The sequence below is a fragment of the Pseudomonas sp. CMR5c genome, from assembly GCF_003850545.1.
In the GTDB taxonomy this organism is placed as follows: Bacteria; Pseudomonadota; Gammaproteobacteria; order Pseudomonadales; family Pseudomonadaceae; genus Aquipseudomonas; species Aquipseudomonas piscis.
In genome coordinates this window covers 6,078,898-6,099,070 of sequence record NZ_CP027705.1, presented here as the reverse complement: position 1 = coordinate 6,099,070, position 20,173 = coordinate 6,078,898, and the positions used below count along the sequence as shown (strand labels likewise).

At 59.4% G+C, this 20,173-nt stretch carries 23 protein-coding genes; 18 read left to right on the top strand and 5 right to left on the bottom strand.

Annotation, left to right across the window (positions count from 1 at the left end):
- The first annotated feature begins 30 nt into the window (after window positions 1–30).
- The 15 genes from rpsH (at window position 31) to bfr (ending at window position 9,164) form a co-directional block, all read left to right on the top strand.
- On the top strand, window positions 31–423 hold the full coding sequence (gene rpsH / locus C4K40_RS28160; RefSeq protein ID WP_011063773.1) for a 30S ribosomal protein S8: 393 nt from the start codon (window positions 31–33) through the stop codon (window positions 421–423).
- Window positions 424–435: 12 nt separating this feature from the next.
- Window positions 436–969, top strand: a complete 534-nt coding sequence (gene rplF, locus C4K40_RS28155; RefSeq protein ID WP_022641374.1) for a 50S ribosomal protein L6 — start codon at window positions 436–438, stop codon at window positions 967–969.
- Window positions 970–979: 10 nt separating this feature from the next.
- Window positions 980–1,330: a 50S ribosomal protein L18 gene (gene rplR, locus C4K40_RS28150; RefSeq protein WP_022641372.1), complete on the top strand. Its 351-nt coding sequence runs from the start codon at window positions 980–982 to the stop codon at window positions 1,328–1,330.
- Window positions 1,331–1,333: 3 nt separating this feature from the next.
- Window positions 1,334–1,834 (top strand): 30S ribosomal protein S5, encoded by a 501-nt coding sequence (rpsE, locus tag C4K40_RS28145; protein WP_022641371.1) that lies wholly within the window; start codon window positions 1,334–1,336, stop codon window positions 1,832–1,834.
- A gap of 2 nt (window positions 1,835–1,836) precedes the next feature.
- A complete protein-coding gene (rpmD, locus tag C4K40_RS28140) occupies window positions 1,837–2,013 on the top strand; it encodes a 50S ribosomal protein L30 (protein WP_003176408.1) in 177 nt (58 codons plus the stop codon).
- 3 nt (window positions 2,014–2,016) lie between these two features.
- Window positions 2,017–2,451 carry a 50S ribosomal protein L15 gene (gene rplO, locus C4K40_RS28135; protein ID WP_007924183.1) on the top strand — a complete coding sequence of 145 codons (435 nt, stop codon included), beginning with the start codon at window positions 2,017–2,019 and terminating at the stop codon, window positions 2,449–2,451.
- Window positions 2,452–3,780 (top strand): preprotein translocase subunit SecY, encoded by a 1,329-nt coding sequence (gene secY / locus C4K40_RS28130; protein ID WP_022641370.1) that lies wholly within the window; start codon window positions 2,452–2,454, stop codon window positions 3,778–3,780.
- A 24-nt stretch (window positions 3,781–3,804) separates the two neighbouring features.
- On the top strand, window positions 3,805–3,921 hold the full coding sequence (gene rpmJ, locus C4K40_RS28125; protein ID WP_002555468.1) for a 50S ribosomal protein L36: 117 nt from the start codon (window positions 3,805–3,807) through the stop codon (window positions 3,919–3,921).
- 130 nt (window positions 3,922–4,051) lie between these two features.
- Entirely contained in the window at window positions 4,052–4,408 is a 357-nt protein-coding gene (gene rpsM / locus C4K40_RS28120; protein ID WP_022641369.1) for a 30S ribosomal protein S13, read from the top strand.
- Window positions 4,409–4,438: 30 nt separating this feature from the next.
- Window positions 4,439–4,828, top strand: coding sequence for a 30S ribosomal protein S11 (gene rpsK, locus C4K40_RS28115; RefSeq protein WP_007924177.1), 390 nt, complete (start codon window positions 4,439–4,441; stop codon window positions 4,826–4,828).
- Between the two features lie 18 nt (window positions 4,829–4,846).
- The gene (rpsD, locus tag C4K40_RS28110) at window positions 4,847–5,467 is read left to right on the top strand and encodes a 30S ribosomal protein S4 (protein WP_011063772.1); all 621 of its coding nucleotides are present in this window, start codon (window positions 4,847–4,849) and stop codon (window positions 5,465–5,467) included.
- A 22-nt stretch (window positions 5,468–5,489) separates the two neighbouring features.
- Window positions 5,490–6,491, top strand: a complete 1,002-nt coding sequence (rpoA, locus tag C4K40_RS28105) for a DNA-directed RNA polymerase subunit alpha (protein WP_007970428.1) — start codon at window positions 5,490–5,492, stop codon at window positions 6,489–6,491.
- 42 nt (window positions 6,492–6,533) lie between these two features.
- Window positions 6,534–6,920: a 50S ribosomal protein L17 gene (gene rplQ, locus C4K40_RS28100; protein WP_007955635.1), complete on the top strand. Its 387-nt coding sequence runs from the start codon at window positions 6,534–6,536 to the stop codon at window positions 6,918–6,920.
- 175 nt (window positions 6,921–7,095) lie between these two features.
- Window positions 7,096–8,544 (top strand): catalase, encoded by a 1,449-nt coding sequence (locus C4K40_RS28095; protein WP_053134941.1) that lies wholly within the window; start codon window positions 7,096–7,098, stop codon window positions 8,542–8,544.
- A gap of 155 nt (window positions 8,545–8,699) precedes the next feature.
- A complete protein-coding gene (gene bfr / locus C4K40_RS28090; protein WP_022641324.1) occupies window positions 8,700–9,164 on the top strand; it encodes a bacterioferritin in 465 nt (154 codons plus the stop codon).
- A gap of 84 nt (window positions 9,165–9,248) precedes the next feature.
- On the opposite strand, the gene uvrA is transcribed toward bfr, so the two are convergent.
- Complete coding sequence (gene uvrA, locus C4K40_RS28085) at window positions 9,249–12,083, bottom strand: excinuclease ABC subunit UvrA (RefSeq protein WP_022641323.1); 2,835 nt, start codon at window positions 12,081–12,083, stop codon at window positions 9,249–9,251.
- Window positions 12,084–12,260: 177 nt separating this feature from the next.
- Here uvrA and C4K40_RS28080 point away from each other — a divergent pair, with 177 nt between their 5' ends.
- The 3 genes from C4K40_RS28080 to C4K40_RS31675 all read left to right on the top strand — a co-directional run bounded on the left by C4K40_RS28080 (window position 12,261) and on the right by C4K40_RS31675 (window position 14,851).
- Window positions 12,261–13,655, top strand: coding sequence for an MFS transporter (locus tag C4K40_RS28080; RefSeq protein ID WP_053134937.1), 1,395 nt, complete (start codon window positions 12,261–12,263; stop codon window positions 13,653–13,655).
- A gap of 9 nt (window positions 13,656–13,664) precedes the next feature.
- Window positions 13,665–14,171: a single-stranded DNA-binding protein gene (locus tag C4K40_RS28075; protein WP_022641321.1), complete on the top strand. Its 507-nt coding sequence runs from the start codon at window positions 13,665–13,667 to the stop codon at window positions 14,169–14,171.
- Window positions 14,172–14,710: 539 nt separating this feature from the next.
- A complete protein-coding gene (locus C4K40_RS31675) occupies window positions 14,711–14,851 on the top strand; it encodes a hypothetical protein (protein ID WP_157064365.1) in 141 nt (46 codons plus the stop codon).
- Window positions 14,852–14,965: 114 nt separating this feature from the next.
- Here the strand turns inward: C4K40_RS31675 and C4K40_RS28070 are convergent, their stop codons facing one another.
- Genes C4K40_RS28070 through C4K40_RS28055 form a run of 4 tightly spaced genes read right to left on the bottom strand, consistent with a single transcriptional unit; the run spans window position 14,966 to window position 20,157 of the window.
- Entirely contained in the window at window positions 14,966–16,018 is a 1,053-nt protein-coding gene (locus C4K40_RS28070) for a hypothetical protein (protein ID WP_053134934.1), read from the bottom strand.
- Between the two features lie 31 nt (window positions 16,019–16,049).
- Window positions 16,050–17,909: a hypothetical protein gene (locus C4K40_RS28065; protein WP_053134931.1), complete on the bottom strand. Its 1,860-nt coding sequence runs from the start codon at window positions 17,907–17,909 to the stop codon at window positions 16,050–16,052.
- Between the two features lie 3 nt (window positions 17,910–17,912).
- Window positions 17,913–19,199, bottom strand: a complete 1,287-nt coding sequence (locus tag C4K40_RS28060; protein ID WP_053134927.1) for a hypothetical protein — start codon at window positions 19,197–19,199, stop codon at window positions 17,913–17,915.
- 13 nt (window positions 19,200–19,212) lie between these two features.
- Complete coding sequence (locus C4K40_RS28055) at window positions 19,213–20,157, bottom strand: hypothetical protein (RefSeq protein WP_022641316.1); 945 nt, start codon at window positions 20,155–20,157, stop codon at window positions 19,213–19,215.
- Window positions 20,158–20,173: the final 16 nt, after the last annotated feature.

The following is a 20,173-nucleotide window of genomic DNA, read 5'->3' as shown; positions in this document are numbered from 1 at the left end:
AATTCTTTTTGTATCAGGAGCATCTAGCCCATGAGTATGCAGGACCCGTTAGCGGACATGCTAACTCGAATCCGTAATGCCCAGATGGCTGAAAAGTCCGTCGTGAGCATGCCGTCTTCCACTTTGAAGGTGGCTGTAGCAAAAGTCCTGAAGGACGAAGGTTACATTGCGGGTTATCAGATCAGCAGCGAAATCAAACCTCTGCTGTCCATCGAGCTGAAGTACTTCGAAGGCCGTCCGGTCATCGAGGAAGTGAAGCGCGTTAGCCGTCCAGGCCTGCGTCAGTACAAGTCCGTTGAAGAGCTGCCGAAAGTACGTGGCGGCCTCGGCGTGTCTATCGTCTCCACCAACAAAGGTGTGATGACTGATCGTGCTGCGCGCGCTGCCGGTGTCGGCGGCGAAGTTCTTTGCACTGTGTTCTAAGGGGGGATAAGCATGTCTCGCGTCGCTAAGAACCCCGTTAAGCTGCCAGCTGGCGTCGAAGTAAAATTCGCCGGCCAACAGCTTTCGGTGAAGGGTGCCAAGGGTACTCTCGAACTGAACGTACACGCCTCCGTTGAAATTGTTCAGGAAGCCGGTGAGCTGCGTTTTGCTGCTCGCAATGGCGACCAGCAAACTCGCGCAATGGCCGGTACTACTCGTGCACTGGTTAACAACATGGTCCAGGGCGTAAGCCAAGGCTTCGAGCGCAAGCTCCAGCTGGTCGGTGTTGGTTACAAGGCACAGGCAAAAGGCACAGTGCTGAACCTGGCCCTCGGCTTCTCGCATCCAGTGGATTACGAACTGCCGGCAGGCGTCACCGCTGAGACTCCTAGCCAGACCGATATCCTGATCAAGGGCATCGACAAGCAGCTGGTAGGTCAAGTGGCCGCTGAGATCCGCGACTTCCGTCCACCAGAGCCTTACAAAGGTAAAGGTGTGCGCTACGCGGACGAAGTCGTCCGTCGTAAAGAAGCCAAGAAGAAGTAGGGCATAGCAAATGACCGACAAAAAAGTTACTCGACTGCGTCGCGCTCGCAAAGCACGCCTGAAAATGCACGAACTCGAAGTCGTGCGTCTCTGCGTGTTCCGCTCTTCGCAGCACATCTACGCCCAGGTCATTTCGGCCGACGGCAACAAGGTCCTGGCAAGCGCCTCGACTTTGGATAAAGAACTGCGTGATGGCGCCACTGGCAACATCGACGCGGCTACTAAGGTTGGCCAGCTGGTCGCTACGCGTGCAAAAGCCGCTGGTGTCTCGCAAGTGGCTTTCGACCGTTCCGGCTTCAAGTACCACGGCCGCGTCAAGGCGCTGGCTGAGGCTGCTCGTGAAGCTGGGCTGGAGTTCTAAGTTATGTCCAATAACGACCAAAAGCGCGACGAAGGCTACATCGAGAAGCTGGTTCAAGTTAACCGCGTAGCCAAAACCGTAAAAGGTGGCCGTATCTTCACTTTCACCGCGTTGACCGTGGTTGGTGATGGTAAGGGCCGTGTTGGCTTCGGCCGTGGCAAGTCGCGTGAAGTGCCTGCTGCGATCCAGAAGGCAATGGAAGCTGCTCGTCGCAACATGATCCAAGTTGATCTGGACGGCACTACCCTGCAGTACGCAATGAAGTCTGCCCACGGCGCTTCCAAGGTGTACATGCAGCCTGCTTCTGAAGGTACCGGTATCATCGCTGGCGGCGCTATGCGTGCTGTCCTCGAGGTTGCTGGCGTTCAGAACGTTCTGGCCAAGTGCTACGGCTCGACTAACCCAGTAAACGTGGTTCACGCCACTTTCAAGGGTTTGAAGGCGATGCAGTCCCCTGAATCCATTGCCGCCAAGCGTGGCAAAAGCGTCCAGGAGATCATCTGATCATGGCTACCGTTAAAGTAACGCTGATCAAAAGCATGACCGGCCGTATCCCTAACCACAAACTGTGCGTTAAGGGTCTGGGCCTGCGTCGCATCGGTCACACTGTAGAAGTCCAGGATACTCCCGAGAATCGCGGGATGATCAACAAGGCTTACTACATGCTGCGTGTCGAGGGTTAATCGATGAAACTCAATGATCTGAGTCCAGCGCCGGGTTCCCGTCGCGAAAAGCATCGTCCGGGCCGTGGTATCGGTAGCGGTTTGGGTAAGACTGGTGGCCGTGGTCACAAAGGTCAGACTTCCCGCTCCGGTGGCACCATTGCTCCAGGCTTTGAAGGCGGTCAACAGCCGCTGCATCGTCGCCTGCCGAAGTTCGGTTTCGTTTCCCTGAAAGCCATGGATCGCGCAGAAGTGCGTCTGTCCGAGCTGGCTAAAGTGGAAGGCGACATCGTCACCGTGCAGTCCCTGAAAGATGCCAACGTGATTAACCAGAACGTTCAGCGTGTGAAAATCATGCTGTCCGGTGAAGTTACTCGCGCTGTGACCATCAAGGGCATCGCAGCCACCAAAGGTGCGCGTGCGGCTATCGAAGCAGCTGGCGGCAAGTTCGAGGAATAAATGGCTAAGCAAGGTGCTCTCTCTGCGCTCGGCAAAGGCGGTATGTCTGAACTCTGGGCTCGTCTGCGTTTTCTGTTCATGGCGATTATCGTCTATCGGATAGGTGCGCACATCCCGGTTCCAGGTATCAACCCTGATCGACTCGCAGACCTGTTTCGACAGAATGAGGGGACCATTCTTAGCTTGTTCAACATGTTTTCCGGTGGTGCGCTGGAGCGCATGAGTATCTTTGCATTGGGGATCATGCCGTACATCTCGGCATCGATCATCATGCAACTCATGACCGCTGTCAGCCCACAGCTGGAGCAGTTGAAGAAGGAAGGTGAAGCTGGCCGTCGCAAGATCAGCCAGTACACCCGCTACGGCACTGTCGTCCTCGCTCTGGTTCAGGCTATCGGCATGTCCGTTGGTCTGGCCGGGCAGGGCGTTGCGTTCACTGGTGACTTTGGCTTCCATTTCGTCGCGGTATCCACTTTCGTGGCTGGCGCGATGTTCATGATGTGGCTGGGTGAGCAGATTACTGAGCGTGGTGTTGGCAACGGTATCTCGATGTTGATTTTCGCAGGTATCGTCGCCGGTCTTCCGAGAGCGATCGGGCAGTCTTTCGAGTCTGCACGTCAGGGTGATATCAACATTTTCGCCTTGGTTGCGATCGGTTTGCTGGCAGTAGCGATCATCGGTTTTGTGGTGTTCATTGAGCGTGGCCAGCGTCGTATTGCTGTTCACTACGCCAAGCGTCAGCAGGGCCGTAAGGTGTTTGCTGCGCAGACCAGCCACTTGCCGCTGAAAGTGAATATGGCCGGTGTTATTCCTGCTATCTTCGCGAGCAGCATTTTGCTGTTTCCGGCTTCGTTGGGTGCCTGGTTCGGTCAGTCTGAAGGTATGGGCTGGTTGCAGGACATCTCGCAGTCGATCGCTCCTGGTCAGCCGTTGAATATTCTGCTGTTTAGTGCAGGGATTATTTTCTTCTGCTTCTTCTATACGGCGTTGATGTTCAATCCGAAAGACGTAGCGGAAAACCTGAAGAAGTCCGGTGCCTTTATTCCGGGCATCCGTCCAGGTGAGCAATCGGCACGCTACATTGATGGCGTTCTGACCCGCTTGACCATGTTCGGTGCTCTATATATGACGGCCGTCTGCCTGTTGCCACAGTTCCTGGTGGTTGCTGCAAACGTTCCGTTCTACCTTGGCGGGACCTCGTTGCTGATCGTGGTCGTGGTTGTTATGGACTTCATGTCGCAAGTACAATCGCACCTCGTTTCCCACCAGTACGAATCCCTGATGAAGAAAGCCAACCTGAAGGGTTACGGCAGCGGCATGCTGCGCTAATCCATAAGGTTCGAGGAGTTGGTGATGAAAGTTCGTGCATCGGTGAAAAAGCTGTGCCGTAACTGCAAGATTATTCGCCGCGAAGGTGTTGTTCGAGTAATTTGCAGCGCGGAACCACGTCACAAGCAGCGCCAAGGCTGAGTGTGATTGTGCTTCAAGCCCGGCAGCTAGTGCGCTGCCGGGTTGATTATTTGTTATTACAGCGATATTATCTCGCGCCCTATTTCTTGGCTTCCGGGGCGTAGGTAGCTGTCAATTGGAGTCCCACTGAATGGCCCGTATTGCAGGCGTTAACATTCCAGATAACAAGCATACTGTTATCTCGCTGACCTACATCTATGGTGTTGGTCGCACTACTGCACACAAAATCTGTGCAGTGACTGGGGTCAACCCAGCTGCGAAGATCAAGGATCTGAGCGACGAGCAAATTGAACAGCTGCGTGGCGAAGTGGCGAAGTTCACCACTGAAGGTGACCTGCGTCGCGAAAACAACATGAAAATCAAACGCTTGATGGACCTGGGCTGCTATCGCGGTCTGCGCCATCGTCGTGGTCTGCCAGTACGCGGTCAGCGTACCAAGACCAACGCGCGTACTCGCAAAGGTCCGCGTAAGCCGATCCGCAAGTAATCGCACCAGCGAATCGACAGGAATTTAGTCATGGCAAAACCTGCTGCTCGTCCTCGTAAGAAAATCAAAAAGACAGTGGTTGATGGCATCGCCCATATCCACGCGTCTTTCAACAACACCATCGTGACCATCACCGACCGTCAGGGTAACGCTCTTTCCTGGGCAACCTCCGGTGGTTCGGGTTTCCGCGGTTCTCGTAAGTCCACTCCGTTCGCTGCTCAAGTAGCTGCTGAGCGTGCTGGCCAAGCTGCGCTGGAATATGGCCTGAAGAACCTCGACGTTAACGTCAAGGGCCCAGGTCCAGGTCGTGAATCCGCAGTTCGTGCTCTGAACGGCTGTGGCTACAAGATCGCCAGCATCACCGACGTGACGCCAATCCCGCACAACGGGTGCCGTCCGCCGAAGAAGCGCCGCGTGTAATCCAGGAGATTGTAAAGAATGGCTCGTTACATTGGTCCAAAATGCAAACTGGCTCGTCGCGAAGGCACCGATCTCTTCCTGAAGAGCGGTGTGCGCGCTATCGAATCCAAGTGCAACATCGAAGCAGCTCCTGGCATCCACGGCCAGCGTCGTGGTCGTCAATCCGACTACGGTACCCAGCTGCGTGAAAAGCAAAAAGTTCGTCGTATCTACGGCGTTCTGGAGCGTCAATTCAGCGGTTACTACAAACAAGCCGCCGGCAAGAAGGGCGCAACTGGTGAGAACCTGTTGCAGCTGCTGGAATGCCGTCTGGACAACGTTGTATACCGCATGGGCTTCGGTTCTACTCGTGCCGAATCCCGTCAGCTGGTATCGCACAAGTCGATCAGCGTAAACGGTCAGACCGTTAACGTTCCGTCCTACCAGGTTCGTGCTGGTGACGTGGTCGCTGTTCGCGAGAAAGCAAAAAACCAACTTCGCATTGTCCAAGCTCTCGATCTGTGTGCTCAACGTGGCCGCGTAGAATGGGTAGAAGTAGACACTGAGAAGAAGTCGGGCGTTTTCAAGAACGTTCCAGCTCGCAGTGATCTGTCCGCCGACATCAACGAAAGCCTGATTGTCGAGCTCTACTCCAAGTAAGGGCTAGAAAATAGGTGCATCCATGCAGATTTCGGTAAATGAGTTCCTGACACCCCGCCATATTGATGTGCAGGTTGTCAGTCCAACCCGCGCCAAGATCACCCTCGAGCCTCTCGAGCGTGGTTTTGGCCACACCCTGGGCAACGCGCTGCGCCGCATCCTGTTGTCCTCAATGCCCGGCTGTGCAGTAGTCGAGGCCGAGATTGACGGTGTGCTCCACGAGTACAGCGCCATCGAAGGTGTACAGGAAGACGTAATTGAAATCCTGTTGAACCTTAAAGGTCTGGCTATCAAGCTGCACGGCCGTGACGAAGTTACGCTGACCTTGTCGAAGAAGGGTTCGGGGGTGGTTACCGCTGCCGATATTCAGCTGGATCATGATGTCGAGATCGTTAATCCCGATCACGTAATCGCTAACCTGGCGTCTAACGGCGCTCTGAACATGAAGCTCGTAGTAGCTCGTGGTCGTGGTTATGAGCCGGCCGACTCGCGTCAAAGCGATGAAGACGAAAGCCGCAGCATTGGTCGCTTGCAGCTCGACTCTTCGTTCAGCCCGGTTCGCCGTATCGCATACGTGGTGGAAAACGCCCGTGTCGAGCAGCGTACCAACCTGGACAAGCTGGTTATTGATCTGGAAACCAACGGTACTCTGGACCCTGAAGAGGCTATCCGCCGTGCTGCAACCATCCTGCAACAGCAGTTGGCTGCGTTCGTCGACCTCAAAGGTGACAGTGAGCCAGTGGTAGTCGAGCAGGAAGACGAGATCGATCCGATCCTGCTTCGCCCGGTTGACGATCTGGAACTGACTGTACGTTCGGCTAACTGCCTTAAGGCGGAAAACATTTACTACATCGGCGACCTGATTCAGCGTACCGAAGTAGAACTGTTGAAGACTCCGAACCTGGGCAAGAAATCCTTGACTGAAATCAAGGATGTTCTGGCCTCCCGCGGTCTGTCCCTCGGCATGCGCCTCGATAACTGGCCGCCTGCAAGTCTTAAGAAGGACGACAAGGCGACTGCCTGATCGTCGTAATCACCGAACGTTGTGTTTGGTAAGGAATGAACCATGCGTCATCGTAAAAGTGGGCGTCACCTGAGCCGCACCAGCTCGCACCGCAAGGCCATGTTCCAGAACATGGCGGTGTCGCTGTTCGAGCACGAGCTGATCAAAACTACCCTGCCGAAAGCCAAAGAACTGCGCCGCGTTGCCGAGCCGCTGATCACTCTGGCCAAGACAGACAGCGTTGCTAACCGTCGTCTGGCATTCGACCGTACTCGTTCGAAAGCTATCGTTGGTAAGCTCTTCAACGATCTGGGCAAGCGTTACGCTACCCGTGAGGGCGGCTACCTGCGCATCCTCAAGTGCGGTTTCCGCGCTGGCGACAACGCTCCTATGGCGTACGTTGAACTGGTTGATCGTGCTGTTGGCGGCGAAGCTGTATCCGCTGAGTAAGACGTCAGTCTGAAACAAGGAACCGGGCCTAGTGCCCGGTTTTTTGTGTGTCCATTCATTGTTAATTTCTATCGTTTTGCGAAATCTAATGCATTGGATGTTGTAACAATCATGGTCAATACTCTTTCTCAGCCGATTAGCCGGCAGTTCCAAGACAGACAGAGGAATATTGAGCATGAGCCAGACCAAAGTTCTTACGACCGCAAGTGGCGCTCCTGTCGCTGACAACCAGAATTCCCGTTCTGCTGGCCCCCGTGGCCCGCTGCTTCTCGACGATTTCCACCTGATCGAAAAGCTCGCCCATTTCAATCGCGAAAACATTCCTGAGCGCCGTGTGCACGCCAAGGGCTCGGGCGCCTATGGCACCTTCACGGTTTCCCGCGACATCACGCAGTACACCAGCGCCAAGCTGTTCGAGTCGGTAGGCAAGAAGACCCCGACCTTCCTGCGCTTTTCCACTGTAGGTGGTGAACGTGGCTCGGCCGATACCGAGCGTGACCCGCGTGGTTTTGCTCTGAAGTTCTATACCGAGGAAGGCAACTGGGACATCGTCGGTAACAACACTCCGGTGTTCTTCATTCGAGATCCGCTGAAGTTTCCGGACTTCATCCACACCCAGAAACGTCTTCCCCAGAACAACCTGAAGAGCGCCCAGGCAATGTGGGACTTCTGGTCGCACTCGCCAGAGGCTCTGCACCAGGTCACCATCTTGTTCTCCGACCGGGGTATCCCGGATGGCTACCGTCATATGCACGGTTTCGGCAGCCATACCTATAGCCTGATCAACGCGAAGGGCGAGCGGCACTGGGTCAAGTGGCACTACAAGACCAAGCAAGGGATCAAGAACCTGGCTCCGGCAGAGGCTGCTCGCTTGGCTGGCACCGATCCGGACTACGCCCAGCGTGACCTGTTCAATGCTATCGAGCGTGGTGACTTCCCGAAATGGAGCGTTTGCATCCAGATCATGACCGAGGCCCAGGCTGCAGCGCACTACGAGAATCCCTTCGATGTGACCAAGACCTGGTCGCAGAAGGAGTTCCCGTTGATCGAGGTGGGTGAACTGGAGTTGAACCGCAACCCGCTTAACTACTTCGCAGAGGTCGAACAGGCGGCGTTTGGTCCAAGCAACATGGTTCCCGGTGTCGGCCTGTCGCCAGATCGCATGCTGCAGGGCCGGGTGTTTGCCTACGCCGATGCGCATCGCTATCGCGTTGGTACCAATCACCAGCAACTGCCGGTGAATGCGCCGCTGAGCCCGGTCAACAGCTACCAGCGCGATGGAGCGATGGCGTTTGGCACCAATGGTGGCGCAGCGCCGAACTACGAGCCGAACAGCTACAGTGACGCGCCGAAGCAAGCACCACGTTATGCAGAGCCAGCGCTGGCTCTGAGTGGCGCAGCCGATCGCTACGATCATCGTGAGGATACGGACTACTACAGCCACGCAGGCGCTCTGTTCCGTCTCATGGATGACGGGCAGAAGGCTTTGTTGATCAACAACATTGCTGGCGCCATGGCCGGCGTTACGGCCGATGTAGTGCAGCGTCAGTTGCAACACTTCTTCAAGGCTGATCAAGCCTATGGAGAAGGTATTGCCAAAGCCTTGGGCGTATCGCTCAAGTAAGTCTAAATAAGAAGCAGAACCGCCCTCATTTGGGCGGTTTTTGCGTTATTTGTACTACTTTTCTCGGATAATCTTCACTTTTCCTGCTGTTTTTGAGTGACCTGCGAGTCAGCTTGGTTCAAACTATCCACTTTCAAGCAGGGAGATGTAGGGCGATGCAAGGTCATCCCGACGTAATCGATTACCTCAACACGTTGCTGACGGGAGAACTGGCAGCACGCGACCAATATTTCATTCATTCGCGGATGTACGAAGACTGGGGCTTCACCAAGCTCTATGAGCGCATCAACCACGAGATGGAGGAAGAGGCACAACACGCTGACGCCTTGATCCGCCGCATCCTGATGCTCGAGGGCACGCCGCGCATGCGTCCTGACGATCTCGACACTGGCACCACTGTGCCGGACATGCTGGCCAGCGACCTGCGCCTGGAATACAAAGTGCGCGCGGCACTGTGCAAAGGCATCGAGTTGTGCGAACTGCACAAGGACTACATCAGCCGTGACATCCTGCGGGTCCAACTGGCGGACACCGAGGAAGACCACACCTACTGGCTGGAAAAGCAACTGGGTCTGATCAAGTCCATCGGCCTGGAGAACTACCTGCAATCGCAGTTCTGATCGCAGACGGCGTTGGCCATTGGCGAACGCAAGAAATAAAAAAGCCCCTGGCGCCCTAAGGTGCCAGGGGCTTTTTCATGGCCCTCAGGCCCGGTCGCGGATCAGCAACGGCTTCAGATAGTGGCCGGTGTGGGACTGAGGCATCTCGGCCACCTGTTCCGGTGTACCCACCGCGATGATCTGGCCACCTTTGGAGCCGCCTTCCGGACCCAGGTCCACCAGCCAGTCTGCGGTCTTGATCACATCCAGGTTGTGCTCGATCACCACCACGGTGTTGCCGTGGTCGCGCAGGCGGTGCAGGACATCCAGCAACTGTTGGATATCCGCGAAATGCAGGCCGGTGGTCGGTTCGTCGAGGATATACAAGGTCTTGCCGGTATCGCGCTTGGACAGCTCACGGGACAGCTTGACCCGCTGCGCCTCACCACCGGACAAGGTGGTGGCCGATTGGCCGAGCTTGATGTAGGACAGTCCCACATCCATCAGGGTCTGCAGCTTGCGCGCCAGGGCCGGTACCGGATCGAAGAACTCCCGCGCTTCCTCGATGGTCATTTCCAGGACCTCGTGGATGCTCTTGCCCTTGTACTTGATCTCCAGGGTCTCGCGGTTGTAGCGCTTGCTCTTGCACACATCGCAGGGCACGTAGATGTCCGGCAGGAAGTGCATCTCCACCTTGATCAGGCCATCGCCCTGGCACGCCTCGCAGCGACCGCCCTTGACGTTGAAGGAGAAGCGTCCAGGGCCGTAGCCGCGGGAGCGAGACTCCGGCACGCCAGCGAACAGCTCGCGGATCGGGGTGAACAACCCGGTGTAGGTGGCTGGGTTGGAACGGGGCGTGCGACCGATCGGGCTTTGGTCGATGTCCACCACCTTGTCCAGATGCTGCAGCCCATTGATGCTGTCGTGCGGTGCGGCTTCCAGGGTGGTAGCGCCGTTCAGCGCGGTGGCGCTTAGTGGGAACAGGGTATTGTTGATCAGCGTCGACTTGCCCGAGCCGGATACCCCGGTGACGCAGGTCAGCAGGCCGATTGGAATCTCCAGGTCGACATTGCGCAGATTGTTGCCACGGGCACCCTTGAGGGTCAGGGACAGCTTCTTGTTGCGCGGCGTGCGCTTGGCCGGGACCACGATCTTCACCCGCCCCGACAGGTACTTGCCCGTCAGGGAATCCGGGTGCTCCATGACCTCGGCCGCGGTGCCTTCGGCGACGATCTGGCCGCCATGTACTCCGGCTCCCGGTCCGATATCCACCACATAGTCGGCCAGGCGGATGGCGTCTTCGTCGTGTTCGACCACGATCACCGTGTTGCCGATGTCCCTCAGGTGCTTGAGGGTGCCCAGCAGGCGATCGTTGTCCCGCTGGTGCAGGCCGATGGATGGCTCGTCGAGGATGTACATCACTCCCACCAGGCCGGCGCCGATCTGGCTGGCCAGGCGGATACGCTGGGCCTCACCGCCGGACAGGGTGTCGGCACTGCGGTCCAGGGTCAGGTAGTCGAGCCCGACATTGACCAGGAACTGCAGGCGCTCGCGGATTTCCTTGAGGATCTTGTCGGCGATCTCGCCACGGCGCCCGGTGAGCTTGATGGTACCGAAGTAATCGGTGGCATCGCCGATAGGCAGGCTGGTGACGGCCGGCAGGGTTTTTTCTCCGACCCATACATGCCGCGCCTCGCGACGCAGCCGCGTACCCCGGCAATCCGGGCAGGGCTGGGTGCTGAGGAACTTGGCCAGTTCTTCACGCACGGTGGCCGACTCGGTTTCGCGGTAGCGGCGCTCCAGGTTCGGCACGATGCCCTCGAACGGATGGGAGCGCTTGACGATGTCGCCCCGATCGTTCAGGTACTTGAAGTCGACGTTCTGCGTGCCGCTGCCATTGAGGATGACCTTCTGCTGGTCGGCCGGCAGCTGGTTGAACGCAACCTCCAGGCTGAAGCCATAGTGGGCGGCCAATGAACCGAGCATCTGGAAGTAATAGACGTTGCGCCGGTCCCAGCCGCGGATCGCCCCTTCCGCCAGGGTCAGTTCGCCATTGACCAGGCGCTTGATGTCGAAGAACTGCTTGACCCCCAGGCCATCGCAGGTCGGGCAGGCGCCGGCCGGGTTGTTGAAGGAAAACAGCTTGGGTTCCAGCTCGCTGATGGCATGGCCGCAGATCGGACAGGCGAAGCGGGCGGAGAAGATCATTTCTTCCCCGGGCTCGTCGTCCATCGGCGCCACCAGGGCAATGCCATCCGCCAGTTTCAGGGCCGTCTCGAAGGACTCGGCCAGGCGCTGCTGCAGGTCGGCCCGCACCTTGAAGCGGTCGACCACCACATCGATCGAATGCTTCTTCTGTTTATCCAGCTTCGGCAGCTCGTCCAGTTCGAACAGCTTGCCGTTGACCCGGGCGCGAACGAAGCCTTGGGCCCGCAACTCCTCGAATACCGAGAGGTGCTCACCCTTGCGTTCGCGGATCACCGGCGCCAGCAACATCAGTTTGCTGCCCTCGGGCTGGGCCAGTACCAGGTCGACCATCTGGCTGACGGTCTGGGCTTCCAGCGGGATATCGTGGTCCGGGCAGCGCGGAGTACCGACGCGGGCATAGAGCAGGCGCAGGTAGTCGTAGATCTCGGTGATGGTGCCGACCGTCGAGCGCGGGTTGTGGGAAGTGGATTTCTGTTCGATGGAAATCGCCGGGGACAGTCCTTCGATGGTGTCCACATCGGGCTTTTCCATCATCGACAGGAATTGCCGGGCGTAGGCCGACAGCGACTCGACATAGCGGCGCTGGCCTTCGGCGTACAAGGTGTCGAAAGCCAGGGATGACTTGCCGGACCCAGACAGACCGGTGATGACGATCAACTTGTCCCGGGGCAGGGTCAGGTCGATGTTCTTCAGGTTGTGGGTACGGGCCCCACGAATCAGAATCTTGTCCAAAAGAGGCCTCGATCGGCGGGCGTAAAGGCAGGAGTATAAAACTAAACACTGGATGGATGCACACCATTGGCGGCGGTTTTTCGATCGCCGGGAAGGGCTGCGCGGCAAAGCGTCGCCATATATCCCCTCAATCGATCGGACTGGTAGAATCGCCGCCGGTTCATACGAGGTTATTCCATGCACGATCCCCACAGCGAACGCATGAGTGGTGGCGAGACCCGCGCGGCAAGCGGCCTGGCCCTGGTGTTCGCCTTCCGTATGCTTGGCATGTTCATGGTGTTGCCGGTCCTGGCGACCTATGGAATGGATCTGGCGGGTGCCACCCCGGCCCTGATCGGCCTGGCGATCGGCGCGTACGGCCTGACCCAGGCGTTGTTCCAGATTCCCTTCGGCATCATTTCCGACCGCATCGGGCGGCGCCCGGTGATCTACCTGGGGCTGATCGTGTTCGCCCTGGGCAGCGTGCTGGCAGCCAACGCGGATTCGATCTGGGGCGTGATCGCCGGACGTATCCTGCAGGGCGCGGGAGCGATTTCCGCGGCGGTGATGGCGCTGTTGTCCGACTTGACCCGCGAGCAGCACCGGACCAAGGCCATGGCCATTATCGGCATGACCATCGGTCTGTCCTTCGCCGTGGCGATGGTGGTCGGTCCGCTGCTGACCCGTAGCTTCGGCCTTTCGGGGCTGTTCCTGGCCACCGGGGCCATGGCCCTGGTGGGCATCCTGATCATCGCCTTCATCGTGCCGCGTTCTACCGGCCCGCTGCAGCACCGCGAGTCTGGCGTAGCGCGCCAGGCCCTGGTTCCGACGCTCAAGCACCCCGACCTGTTGCGCCTGGACCTGGGCATCTTCGTGCTCCACGCGATGCTGATGTCGAGCTTCGTCGCATTGCCCCTGGCCCTGGTGGAAAAAGCCGGCTTGCCCAAGGAGCAGCATTGGTGGGTGTACCTGACCGCGCTGCTGATTTCGTTCTTCGCCATGATCCCGTTCATCATCTATGGCGAGAAGAAACGCAAAATGAAACGAGTTCTGCTGGGCGCGGTCAGTACGCTGCTGCTCACCGAACTATTCTTCTGGGAGTTCGGCAACGGCTTGCAAGCGCTGGTGATCGGCACCGTGGTGTTCTTCACCGCTTTCAACCTGCTGGAGGCTTCCCTGCCATCGCTGATCAGCAAGGTCTCGCCGGCGGGCGGCAAGGGAACGGCGATGGGGGTGTACTCCACCAGCCAGTTCCTCGGTTCGGCATTGGGCGGCATCCTCGGCGGCTGGTTGTTCCAGCATGGCGGTTTGTCGGTTGTGTTCCTCGGATGCGCAGGTCTGGCTGCACTCTGGCTGGCCTTTGCTGTTACCATGCGCGAGCCCCCGTATGTGACGAGCCTGCGCTTGCCGTTATCGCCCGAAGCGATCCGCGAAGCCGGCCTGGTCGAGCGCCTGAAGGCTGTCGCAGGGGTAACAGATGCCGTGGTGGTGGCCGAGGAGGCTGCCATTTACATCAAATTGGACACCGAATTATTGGATCGCGCGACCCTCGAGCAGCTGGTCAATCCAGCGCCGTCGTCGCGCGAAGCCTAGGAGAACGTTATGGCCCGTGGGGTTAACAAAGTCATATTGGTCGGCACTTGCGGCCAGGATCCCGAAGTTCGCTACCTGCCTAACGGTAACGCCGTGACCAACCTGAGCCTGGCCACCAGCGAGCAGTGGACCGACAAGCAGACCGGCCAGAAGGTCGAGCGTACCGAGTGGCACCGTGTATCGATGTTCGGCAAGGTCGCGGAGATCGCCGGCGAATACCTGCGCAAGGGTTCGCAGGTGTACATCGAAGGCAAGCTGCAGACCCGCGAGTGGGAAAAAGACGGCATCAAGCGCTACACCACCGAGATCATCGTCGACATGCAGGGCACCATGCAGCTGCTGGGCGGCCGTCCTCAACAGGGCGACCAACAGGGCGGCGGCAACAACTACCAGCAGTCCGCACCTCGCCAGCAGGCACCACGTCCGCAACAGGCTCCGCAGCGTCCAGCGCCACAACAGCCTGCTCCGCAGCCGGCACCGGACTTCGACAGCTTCGATGACGATATTCCGTTCTAAGCTGCTCCCCGGAACTTCTCTGAAGTCTCCTGCGAAAACCCCCGCCTAGCGGGGGTTTTCATTTCTACCCGACGTACAAACCCCCGGTGCGTCGGCAATCGCCCGGGGCATGAGCAAGACACCATGGATGGAGGTCTTACATGAGGCGCTGCAAGCGGCTGCCTGGGGGCATCGTGAATGGGCCGCCAGGCCACCATCTGTCGATTGGCCTGGGCACCGGTATCGCCCTCGGACGCCAGGCGCGATGACCGTGTCGTCGTTCAGTGGCCTGGGGCGCAGCTTCTATTTGCTCCAGCTCGCGGCATTGCTGAATGCAGTGGGGGCCCGTTGCGGCCAGTTGGCGATTGCCTGGTGGGTTCTGGACAAGACGGGCGATCCGCTGCTGTTCTCGTTGCCATTGCCACCTTCGCCGATGTGTTGTCCCGGGCCTTGTGCGGCTGGCTGGGCGATGAGTATGACCGCCAGCGCCTGCTGGCGTCATTCCCTTCGGTGCCCTGGTCGGTGGCGCATTCGCCGAGACGTTGGGCGCAAGCACAGCCATGGCAATGCTCGGCTTGCTGATCGTCCTGGCCGTGATGCCTTGCATGTTCAGCGGGACGCTGGTCCGGGTGCTGGGCATGAACGATGATCGGCTCAGGAAGGCCTACAACGACCTCTACCCCGGGGCTTTCGCAGATTGACGCAGGGGGTCGCTGGCCCTCACCGCCCGAGCATCGCTGATGCGCTGTGCGCTGCGGTCCGCTGAAGGCAGCCGTAGCGCACAGCCAATTCAGCCACATTGGCCGACCGGGTTCCTACAGCGCCACCCGCCGCAGGCGCCCAGCCAGGGCCACCACCCGCTGGTCTGGCGTGGGAATCGCCCGGCCACTCAGGCCCATGCCCTCGCTGACCAGCACCGCGCCCTCGACACAACACAAGTTGGAGGGCGTATCCAGGCCACTGGCCAGAACCTGTACGCTGCGCTGTTGCAGGTCGCAGCGCAGCAGGCGCCCGCTGAAACGGGCGAATCCGCCGTGCAAGGCCTCGCCGGACCAGTCCGGCTGCAAGGGTTGCAACAGCCGGTCGCACAACTCCAGCACCAGGATCCGCCCTTGTGGGTCCAGGGCCAGCCCGGTGGGTAATTGCAGCCCGCGTACCAACACCTCGATCCGTCCGTTGTCGGGCCAGGCCCGGATCACCTGGCCGGCCTTGTCGGCGAACTCGATACCCAGGCGCGCCGGGTCGCGGCGCAGTTCGCCGGAAAACAGGCTGATCAGCACCGCCCCGGTCTGCGGCTCGTACACCAGGGTTACCGGCACGGCTTCCTGGCCCTGGTCCAGGTCGGGCAATTGCGCCAGGACCTGTTCGCCGTCATCGACGAACTCCACCAACTGGTTGGTATCGGGCTTGACCGCCAGCCAGCTGCGACGCCCAGGGTGGTAGCACAGCGAGTTGAGGTTGCCGCGGCTGTGGAATACCGGTTCGGGCGGGCTGTATTGCAGGTCGACGAGCTTCGAGCCGGCGACATAGTCGGTCTGGCTGGCCAGGCAGCGCCCGGCTCCCAGGGCGATGTCCGACAGGCCCATGATTTCATCGCGCAACATCCGCGACTGCATGTTCATCGAGCGAAAGCCCTGGGCCAGGACCTCGGGTGGCAAGTATTCACCGGGAGCTTGCGGGTCCGGACGCAGGCGGCTGATGCGCCCACTGAAGGGTTGGTCCGCCAGCCCGGAGCCGGCTTCGGCCAGCAGCAGGCTGCCGTCGGCTTGCAGGCAGAGGCCGCGGGGGTTCACCAACCCTTCGACGACCACCTTGCTGGGGCGCAGGTTTTCCTGGGCTTGGCCGGGGATGAGCAATGCAATTGGCATACGGGTTCTCCCTCACAATTAGCGCGACCCATCACTGCAGCGGCTGCCAGGGTTCATTGGTGAACCAGCACTTGAGCAGGGCTCTCTGGCTGGCGGACATCGAGCGCACCACCGGCATGTACAAGGTGGTGCCGAGGTATTCCTGGGAGGTGCGTGCCAGGATCATCTGGCGTGATCCCCAGACGGCGTCCTGCTGATCGAGTGCGATGTAGCGGGACATGGCGGGGAAGGCCAGGTAGTGAAAACGCAGCACATGCTTGTACACCTGGTCCCAGGTGACAGTACTACCCGGCGCAATACCGAAATCGGTGATGGCGTATTTGCGCAGGTTGATGAAAAAACCGTTGTCGTCGCTGTTTTCGACCGCGCAGTTCAAGGTGACAAAACCGGCCTGCGCCGCGGAACCGGGCCTGAGGCTGACCTTGAAACTCACGCTGGATTGGCCTGCCTTGATCGTTTGCCGGGGGGCGAAGTCGAGGAAGTCCCAGAACTCGGGGCTTATGTAGGGGGCTTTCGGATCGTCGTTGCAGGGGCCGGGAGTGATGATGATCACCGTGTCCTTGGTCACCGGTTGGCCCAGTTGACTCAAGCTCAAGGTGATATCGAGGCCCTCGGGGTAATCCTCAAGATACAGATTGCGTTGATTGGAACTCAGGCGATAAGTCTGTTCGATGGCGTCGATGTTGATCGGTCTGGGCTTGGGGGTGGTGGGGTAGTAGCGCGTCAGCGGAGCCTTGATGGCAATTGGCTCCTGGCTGGCCAACTGGCGTTGTGCGGGCGTCAGCGGCAGGTCAAGGATGCCGCCATATACGTAGTAGTCCGATAGCGGAGTCTTGAGCGGATCCAGGGTAGTCAGTGTCGTCGAGCCAAGGTTGATCGAAACATTGCCGAAGTTCGCATTGGGGCCGATGGGCGAGGTGTTGTCGGTTCGAACGCTGCGAAACGCCTGCTTGGGAATGATATTGAGCATGTCGAGGCTCAGCAGGTTGTTGTCGAGCACGCTCGCGTAGCCGGCGCTGCCTGTGGACGGATTGATGAGCTGGCGCCCGGCGGTGACGATCAGTGGTTCCCCGGCAAAGGCGGGAGCCAGGGTGCCGACCACGCGGCCGATGCTTGGGTTGGAGGTGTACTGGTGGGCGGCGTAGTCGGCGTCCAGTTGCGCCGTGGTCATTTTCGGGCACATCTCGAACATGACGAAGCGCACGACGATGCCGGTCGCGCCGGGGGCCTCGATGATGGAGCACAGGAGCGGGTTGTCCTTGTTGTAGCTGACGATCTGGTCGCGAGAGAAAGTGACCTGAAAACTGCCGCTGATACGGTTGGACCCCGGCGCATCCTGCTCTGGGTCGAGAATCCGGATGGCCACGTCATAACTGCTACATACCGTATTGCCCTTGACCAGCAACTGCGGGGGCGTGCTGTTGCCGATCTGCAGGCCGCCGAGGAAAATCTGCGAGCTGATGGTGCCGGTCGGGTCCAGGTCGACCATCATCGGCCCGGTCACCGGTGCCGCGCCGGTGACCGGGTCCACCGACCCCAGCAGGTAGAACGGTTCGCCGACAAGATCCCCCTGAGTGCTGATGTTGCCGGGCGTGCCCTGGGAACTGATGGCGACGCTGTCCAGGGTGACGACATGCTGCCCGTAGTGGTTCCAGCCACCGGCGGTGTAGTAGGTGCCTGTCGGTGCATTGATCATTTCGGTCAGTTGGTCGTCGCTATAGACCTCGGCCTCGGGGTACAGGGTCGAGGTGGTCAGGTCGAAAAGTGACAGTGTTGCTTTGCTGTCGGGATTGGTGGGATCGCTGGGAATGGTGGGCGAGTTGTTGGGCAGGCTGACGTTGGCCTCGATCCCGCCCCAGAAGTTCAGCCGCGGTCCATTGAGAATACTCATGATTCACTCCTTGCCCTTGGTGGCTGGGCTGCTGGGGGATTGGGCGAACTTGAACAGGTAGGAAAAATCGGCCTTTTGCAGGCTGTTGATCGGCGTTGCCATGGAGTGGCAGTTGGTGCAGCTGCTGTTGGGCTGGATGTAGCTCTCCATGGTCACGTTGGCCGACAGTTCAGGGGTCGTCTGGCCCATGGGCGCGCCAGGGTTGGGCGTAGTACTCCATTGGGTGGTGATCAACTGGTAGTACTTGAATACCGAGGCCTGAACCTGCGGCAGCGCCTGGTACTCGCTGTTGAGCTTGGTCGTGGCGTCGGTCAACGGGGTAAAACGGTCCAGTGGGTTGGGGGTGGTGAAACTCATCCCCGGCTTCGGCGTGCAGGTCATGTGGCCATTGTTCAGGGTCCAGTCGCAGGGGCTCTGATTGACCTTGTCGGCAGGCGCCTTGGCATCGAAGTAGGAGTACGCGATTCCTGGCTGCGGTTGATTGACCCACTGGTCCCCTTGCTTGACCTTGGGCGGCACATTGTCGACCTGCTCGAAGGTCGACCAGATCCACTGTGGAAACCCCTCGATCTTGTTGACGATGTGCAGCCCCACCAGGCCTAGCGTCGCTTGAGCCGTACCGTTGGCCACGCCTTGTGCATCGAACGTGGTGATCTGGGCCTGCATGTGCAGGTAGCGGCTGGGATCATCCTTTGAGGTGAGTATTCGCCAGCTGGATTTGATCTCGTTGGTCGCATTGGGGAAGTTGATGTTGCTGGCCTTTGCAACGACATCGGCGTTGTAGAACTGGTTGTTGACGATGTAGTCGTAGGAAACCTGATTGGCGGCAATCTGGTAATAGGTCGGATTGCCGTTCTGGTCGATCAGCCAGCCGCCCACGGCCTGGTTGTCGTTGGCCGTTGCGGTGTTCTTGCGCCCTGCGATATTGATCAGCTTGAGGACCTTGGCCATAGGTGGCGAATTCCATGGACCGGGGTCCTGCCCTTGAGGCAGGAAGACCTCATTCACGCCCTTGTAGCTCTGCCACACGGTATCGCCAGGACTGCCCAGGGTTTTGCTGCAATCGGCGACGCCACGCTGCCCGGCCAGGGCCGGCCAGTTCAAGGCGATGAACAGCTGCCAGCTGTATTGATCGAAGGCCTGCTGCGATGCCCCGGCCGGGGGGGCCACCGGCAGCGGCGGGCACTGGCCGACGGTCTGCGAGGTCACCGCCGTGGGCTGCAGGGCACTGGCCGGCAGGCTGGCCGCGGCCAACAGCAGCAGCGCGGTGAAACGGCTCCAATGATTCATGAGGCGGCTCCTGTCACTGCGAAATGGGCGCGAGTTGGTTCCACTGCGGCCGTGCACCGTTCTTCAGCGATGGCGGTGGGGTGAAGAGCTGGCAGTCCGGCGGGTTGGACGGGCACATCTGCGCCACCTGGTCCCAGGTCTTGGCCGGGTCCGGCTTGGCGTTGCTCCAGTTGCGGTAGTTCTGGCTGACGATGGGGGCGTTGGCCACGCTGGCATCGCCGGAGAAGTAGAACGACTGCGGGTGCTGGTAGGCCGGCTGGCCCGGACCGTCGCTGGTGGCCTGCTTGTTGAAGGCATAGCCGAACAGGATCGGTGGCTGGCCCTGGGGTTTGAGCTCCAGGGCATAGGCCAGCACGCTGCCGCCCAGGTTCTGGCTGCGGCTGGCGCTGTAGGGCAGGTGCTTGACGAAGTCCTGGCGCGGCGGATGGTTCATTGGCGAGAACATGCAGCAGGCCGGCATGTCCTTGGGCCGGTCCTCGGGGTACGTGAGGAAGTAGGCCTTGTTGCCCAGGGAGACGAAGGAGCAGGTGTAGTTGTTGTCCTTGATCGGGAAGATCGGCAGGCAGTACTTCTCGTAGTGCTCCATCATCGCCCCGGTGCCGTCGCCGTCGGCCGGGACGTAGGTGTTGTCGTAGTAGCTGGTGCCCTGGGACACCGTGTAGTCGCTCGGTTGCAGGGTGCTGGGCGGGCTGCTGTAGGGCGGCTGGTTCTTCTCGTAGTTGTTGGTGACCCGGTACATGGTCCAGTCGCTGATCCAGGTCGCGGGGAACTGCGGGTCAGCCGGCTCACCGGCCTTGCGCTTGGCGATGCAGTTGTTGTTGAGGACGGTGCAGCCCTTGGTGTTGTGCACGCCCATGTTGAAATACACGTTGTCGCCGTTCTGGCCGGCCAGTACCGCCTGGCTGGCGCAGAGCAAGGTGGTGGCTGCCAGCAGGTGCCTGAAAAGACGGATTCGCATCGCACACTCCTTGGGA

What these genes read in the sequence shown, in the direction of transcription:
- C4K40_RS28080 (WP_053134937.1), top strand. Translation starts at nt 12,261, where the DNA reads ATGCACGATCCCCACAGCGAACGCATGAGTGGTGGCGAGACCCGCGCG.
- rplQ (WP_007955635.1), top strand. Translation starts at nt 6,534, where the DNA reads ATGCGTCATCGTAAAAGTGGGCGTCACCTGAGCCGCACCAGCTCGCAC.
- rpsM (WP_022641369.1), top strand. Translation starts at nt 4,052, where the DNA reads ATGGCCCGTATTGCAGGCGTTAACATTCCAGATAACAAGCATACTGTT.
- C4K40_RS28095 (WP_053134941.1), top strand. Translation starts at nt 7,096, where the DNA reads ATGAGCCAGACCAAAGTTCTTACGACCGCAAGTGGCGCTCCTGTCGCT.
- C4K40_RS28070 (WP_053134934.1), bottom strand. Translation starts at nt 16,018, where the DNA reads ATGCCAATTGCATTGCTCATCCCCGGCCAAGCCCAGGAAAACCTGCGC.
- rpoA (WP_007970428.1), top strand. Translation starts at nt 5,490, where the DNA reads ATGCAGATTTCGGTAAATGAGTTCCTGACACCCCGCCATATTGATGTG.
- C4K40_RS28075 (WP_022641321.1), top strand. Translation starts at nt 13,665, where the DNA reads ATGGCCCGTGGGGTTAACAAAGTCATATTGGTCGGCACTTGCGGCCAG.
- C4K40_RS28060 (WP_053134927.1), bottom strand. Translation starts at nt 19,199, where the DNA reads ATGAATCATTGGAGCCGTTTCACCGCGCTGCTGCTGTTGGCCGCGGCC.
- rplF (WP_022641374.1), top strand. Translation starts at nt 436, where the DNA reads ATGTCTCGCGTCGCTAAGAACCCCGTTAAGCTGCCAGCTGGCGTCGAA.
- rpmD (WP_003176408.1), top strand. Translation starts at nt 1,837, where the DNA reads ATGGCTACCGTTAAAGTAACGCTGATCAAAAGCATGACCGGCCGTATC.
- rplO (WP_007924183.1), top strand. Translation starts at nt 2,017, where the DNA reads ATGAAACTCAATGATCTGAGTCCAGCGCCGGGTTCCCGTCGCGAAAAG.
- C4K40_RS31675 (WP_157064365.1), top strand. Translation starts at nt 14,711, where the DNA reads ATGGCAATGCTCGGCTTGCTGATCGTCCTGGCCGTGATGCCTTGCATG.
- rpmJ (WP_002555468.1), top strand. Translation starts at nt 3,805, where the DNA reads ATGAAAGTTCGTGCATCGGTGAAAAAGCTGTGCCGTAACTGCAAGATT.
- C4K40_RS28065 (WP_053134931.1), bottom strand. Translation starts at nt 17,909, where the DNA reads ATGAGTATTCTCAATGGACCGCGGCTGAACTTCTGGGGCGGGATCGAG.
- rplR (WP_022641372.1), top strand. Translation starts at nt 980, where the DNA reads ATGACCGACAAAAAAGTTACTCGACTGCGTCGCGCTCGCAAAGCACGC.
- rpsH (WP_011063773.1), top strand. Translation starts at nt 31, where the DNA reads ATGAGTATGCAGGACCCGTTAGCGGACATGCTAACTCGAATCCGTAAT.
- rpsK (WP_007924177.1), top strand. Translation starts at nt 4,439, where the DNA reads ATGGCAAAACCTGCTGCTCGTCCTCGTAAGAAAATCAAAAAGACAGTG.
- rpsD (WP_011063772.1), top strand. Translation starts at nt 4,847, where the DNA reads ATGGCTCGTTACATTGGTCCAAAATGCAAACTGGCTCGTCGCGAAGGC.
- secY (WP_022641370.1), top strand. Translation starts at nt 2,452, where the DNA reads ATGGCTAAGCAAGGTGCTCTCTCTGCGCTCGGCAAAGGCGGTATGTCT.
- bfr (WP_022641324.1), top strand. Translation starts at nt 8,700, where the DNA reads ATGCAAGGTCATCCCGACGTAATCGATTACCTCAACACGTTGCTGACG.
- rpsE (WP_022641371.1), top strand. Translation starts at nt 1,334, where the DNA reads ATGTCCAATAACGACCAAAAGCGCGACGAAGGCTACATCGAGAAGCTG.
- C4K40_RS28055 (WP_022641316.1), bottom strand. Translation starts at nt 20,157, where the DNA reads ATGCGAATCCGTCTTTTCAGGCACCTGCTGGCAGCCACCACCTTGCTC.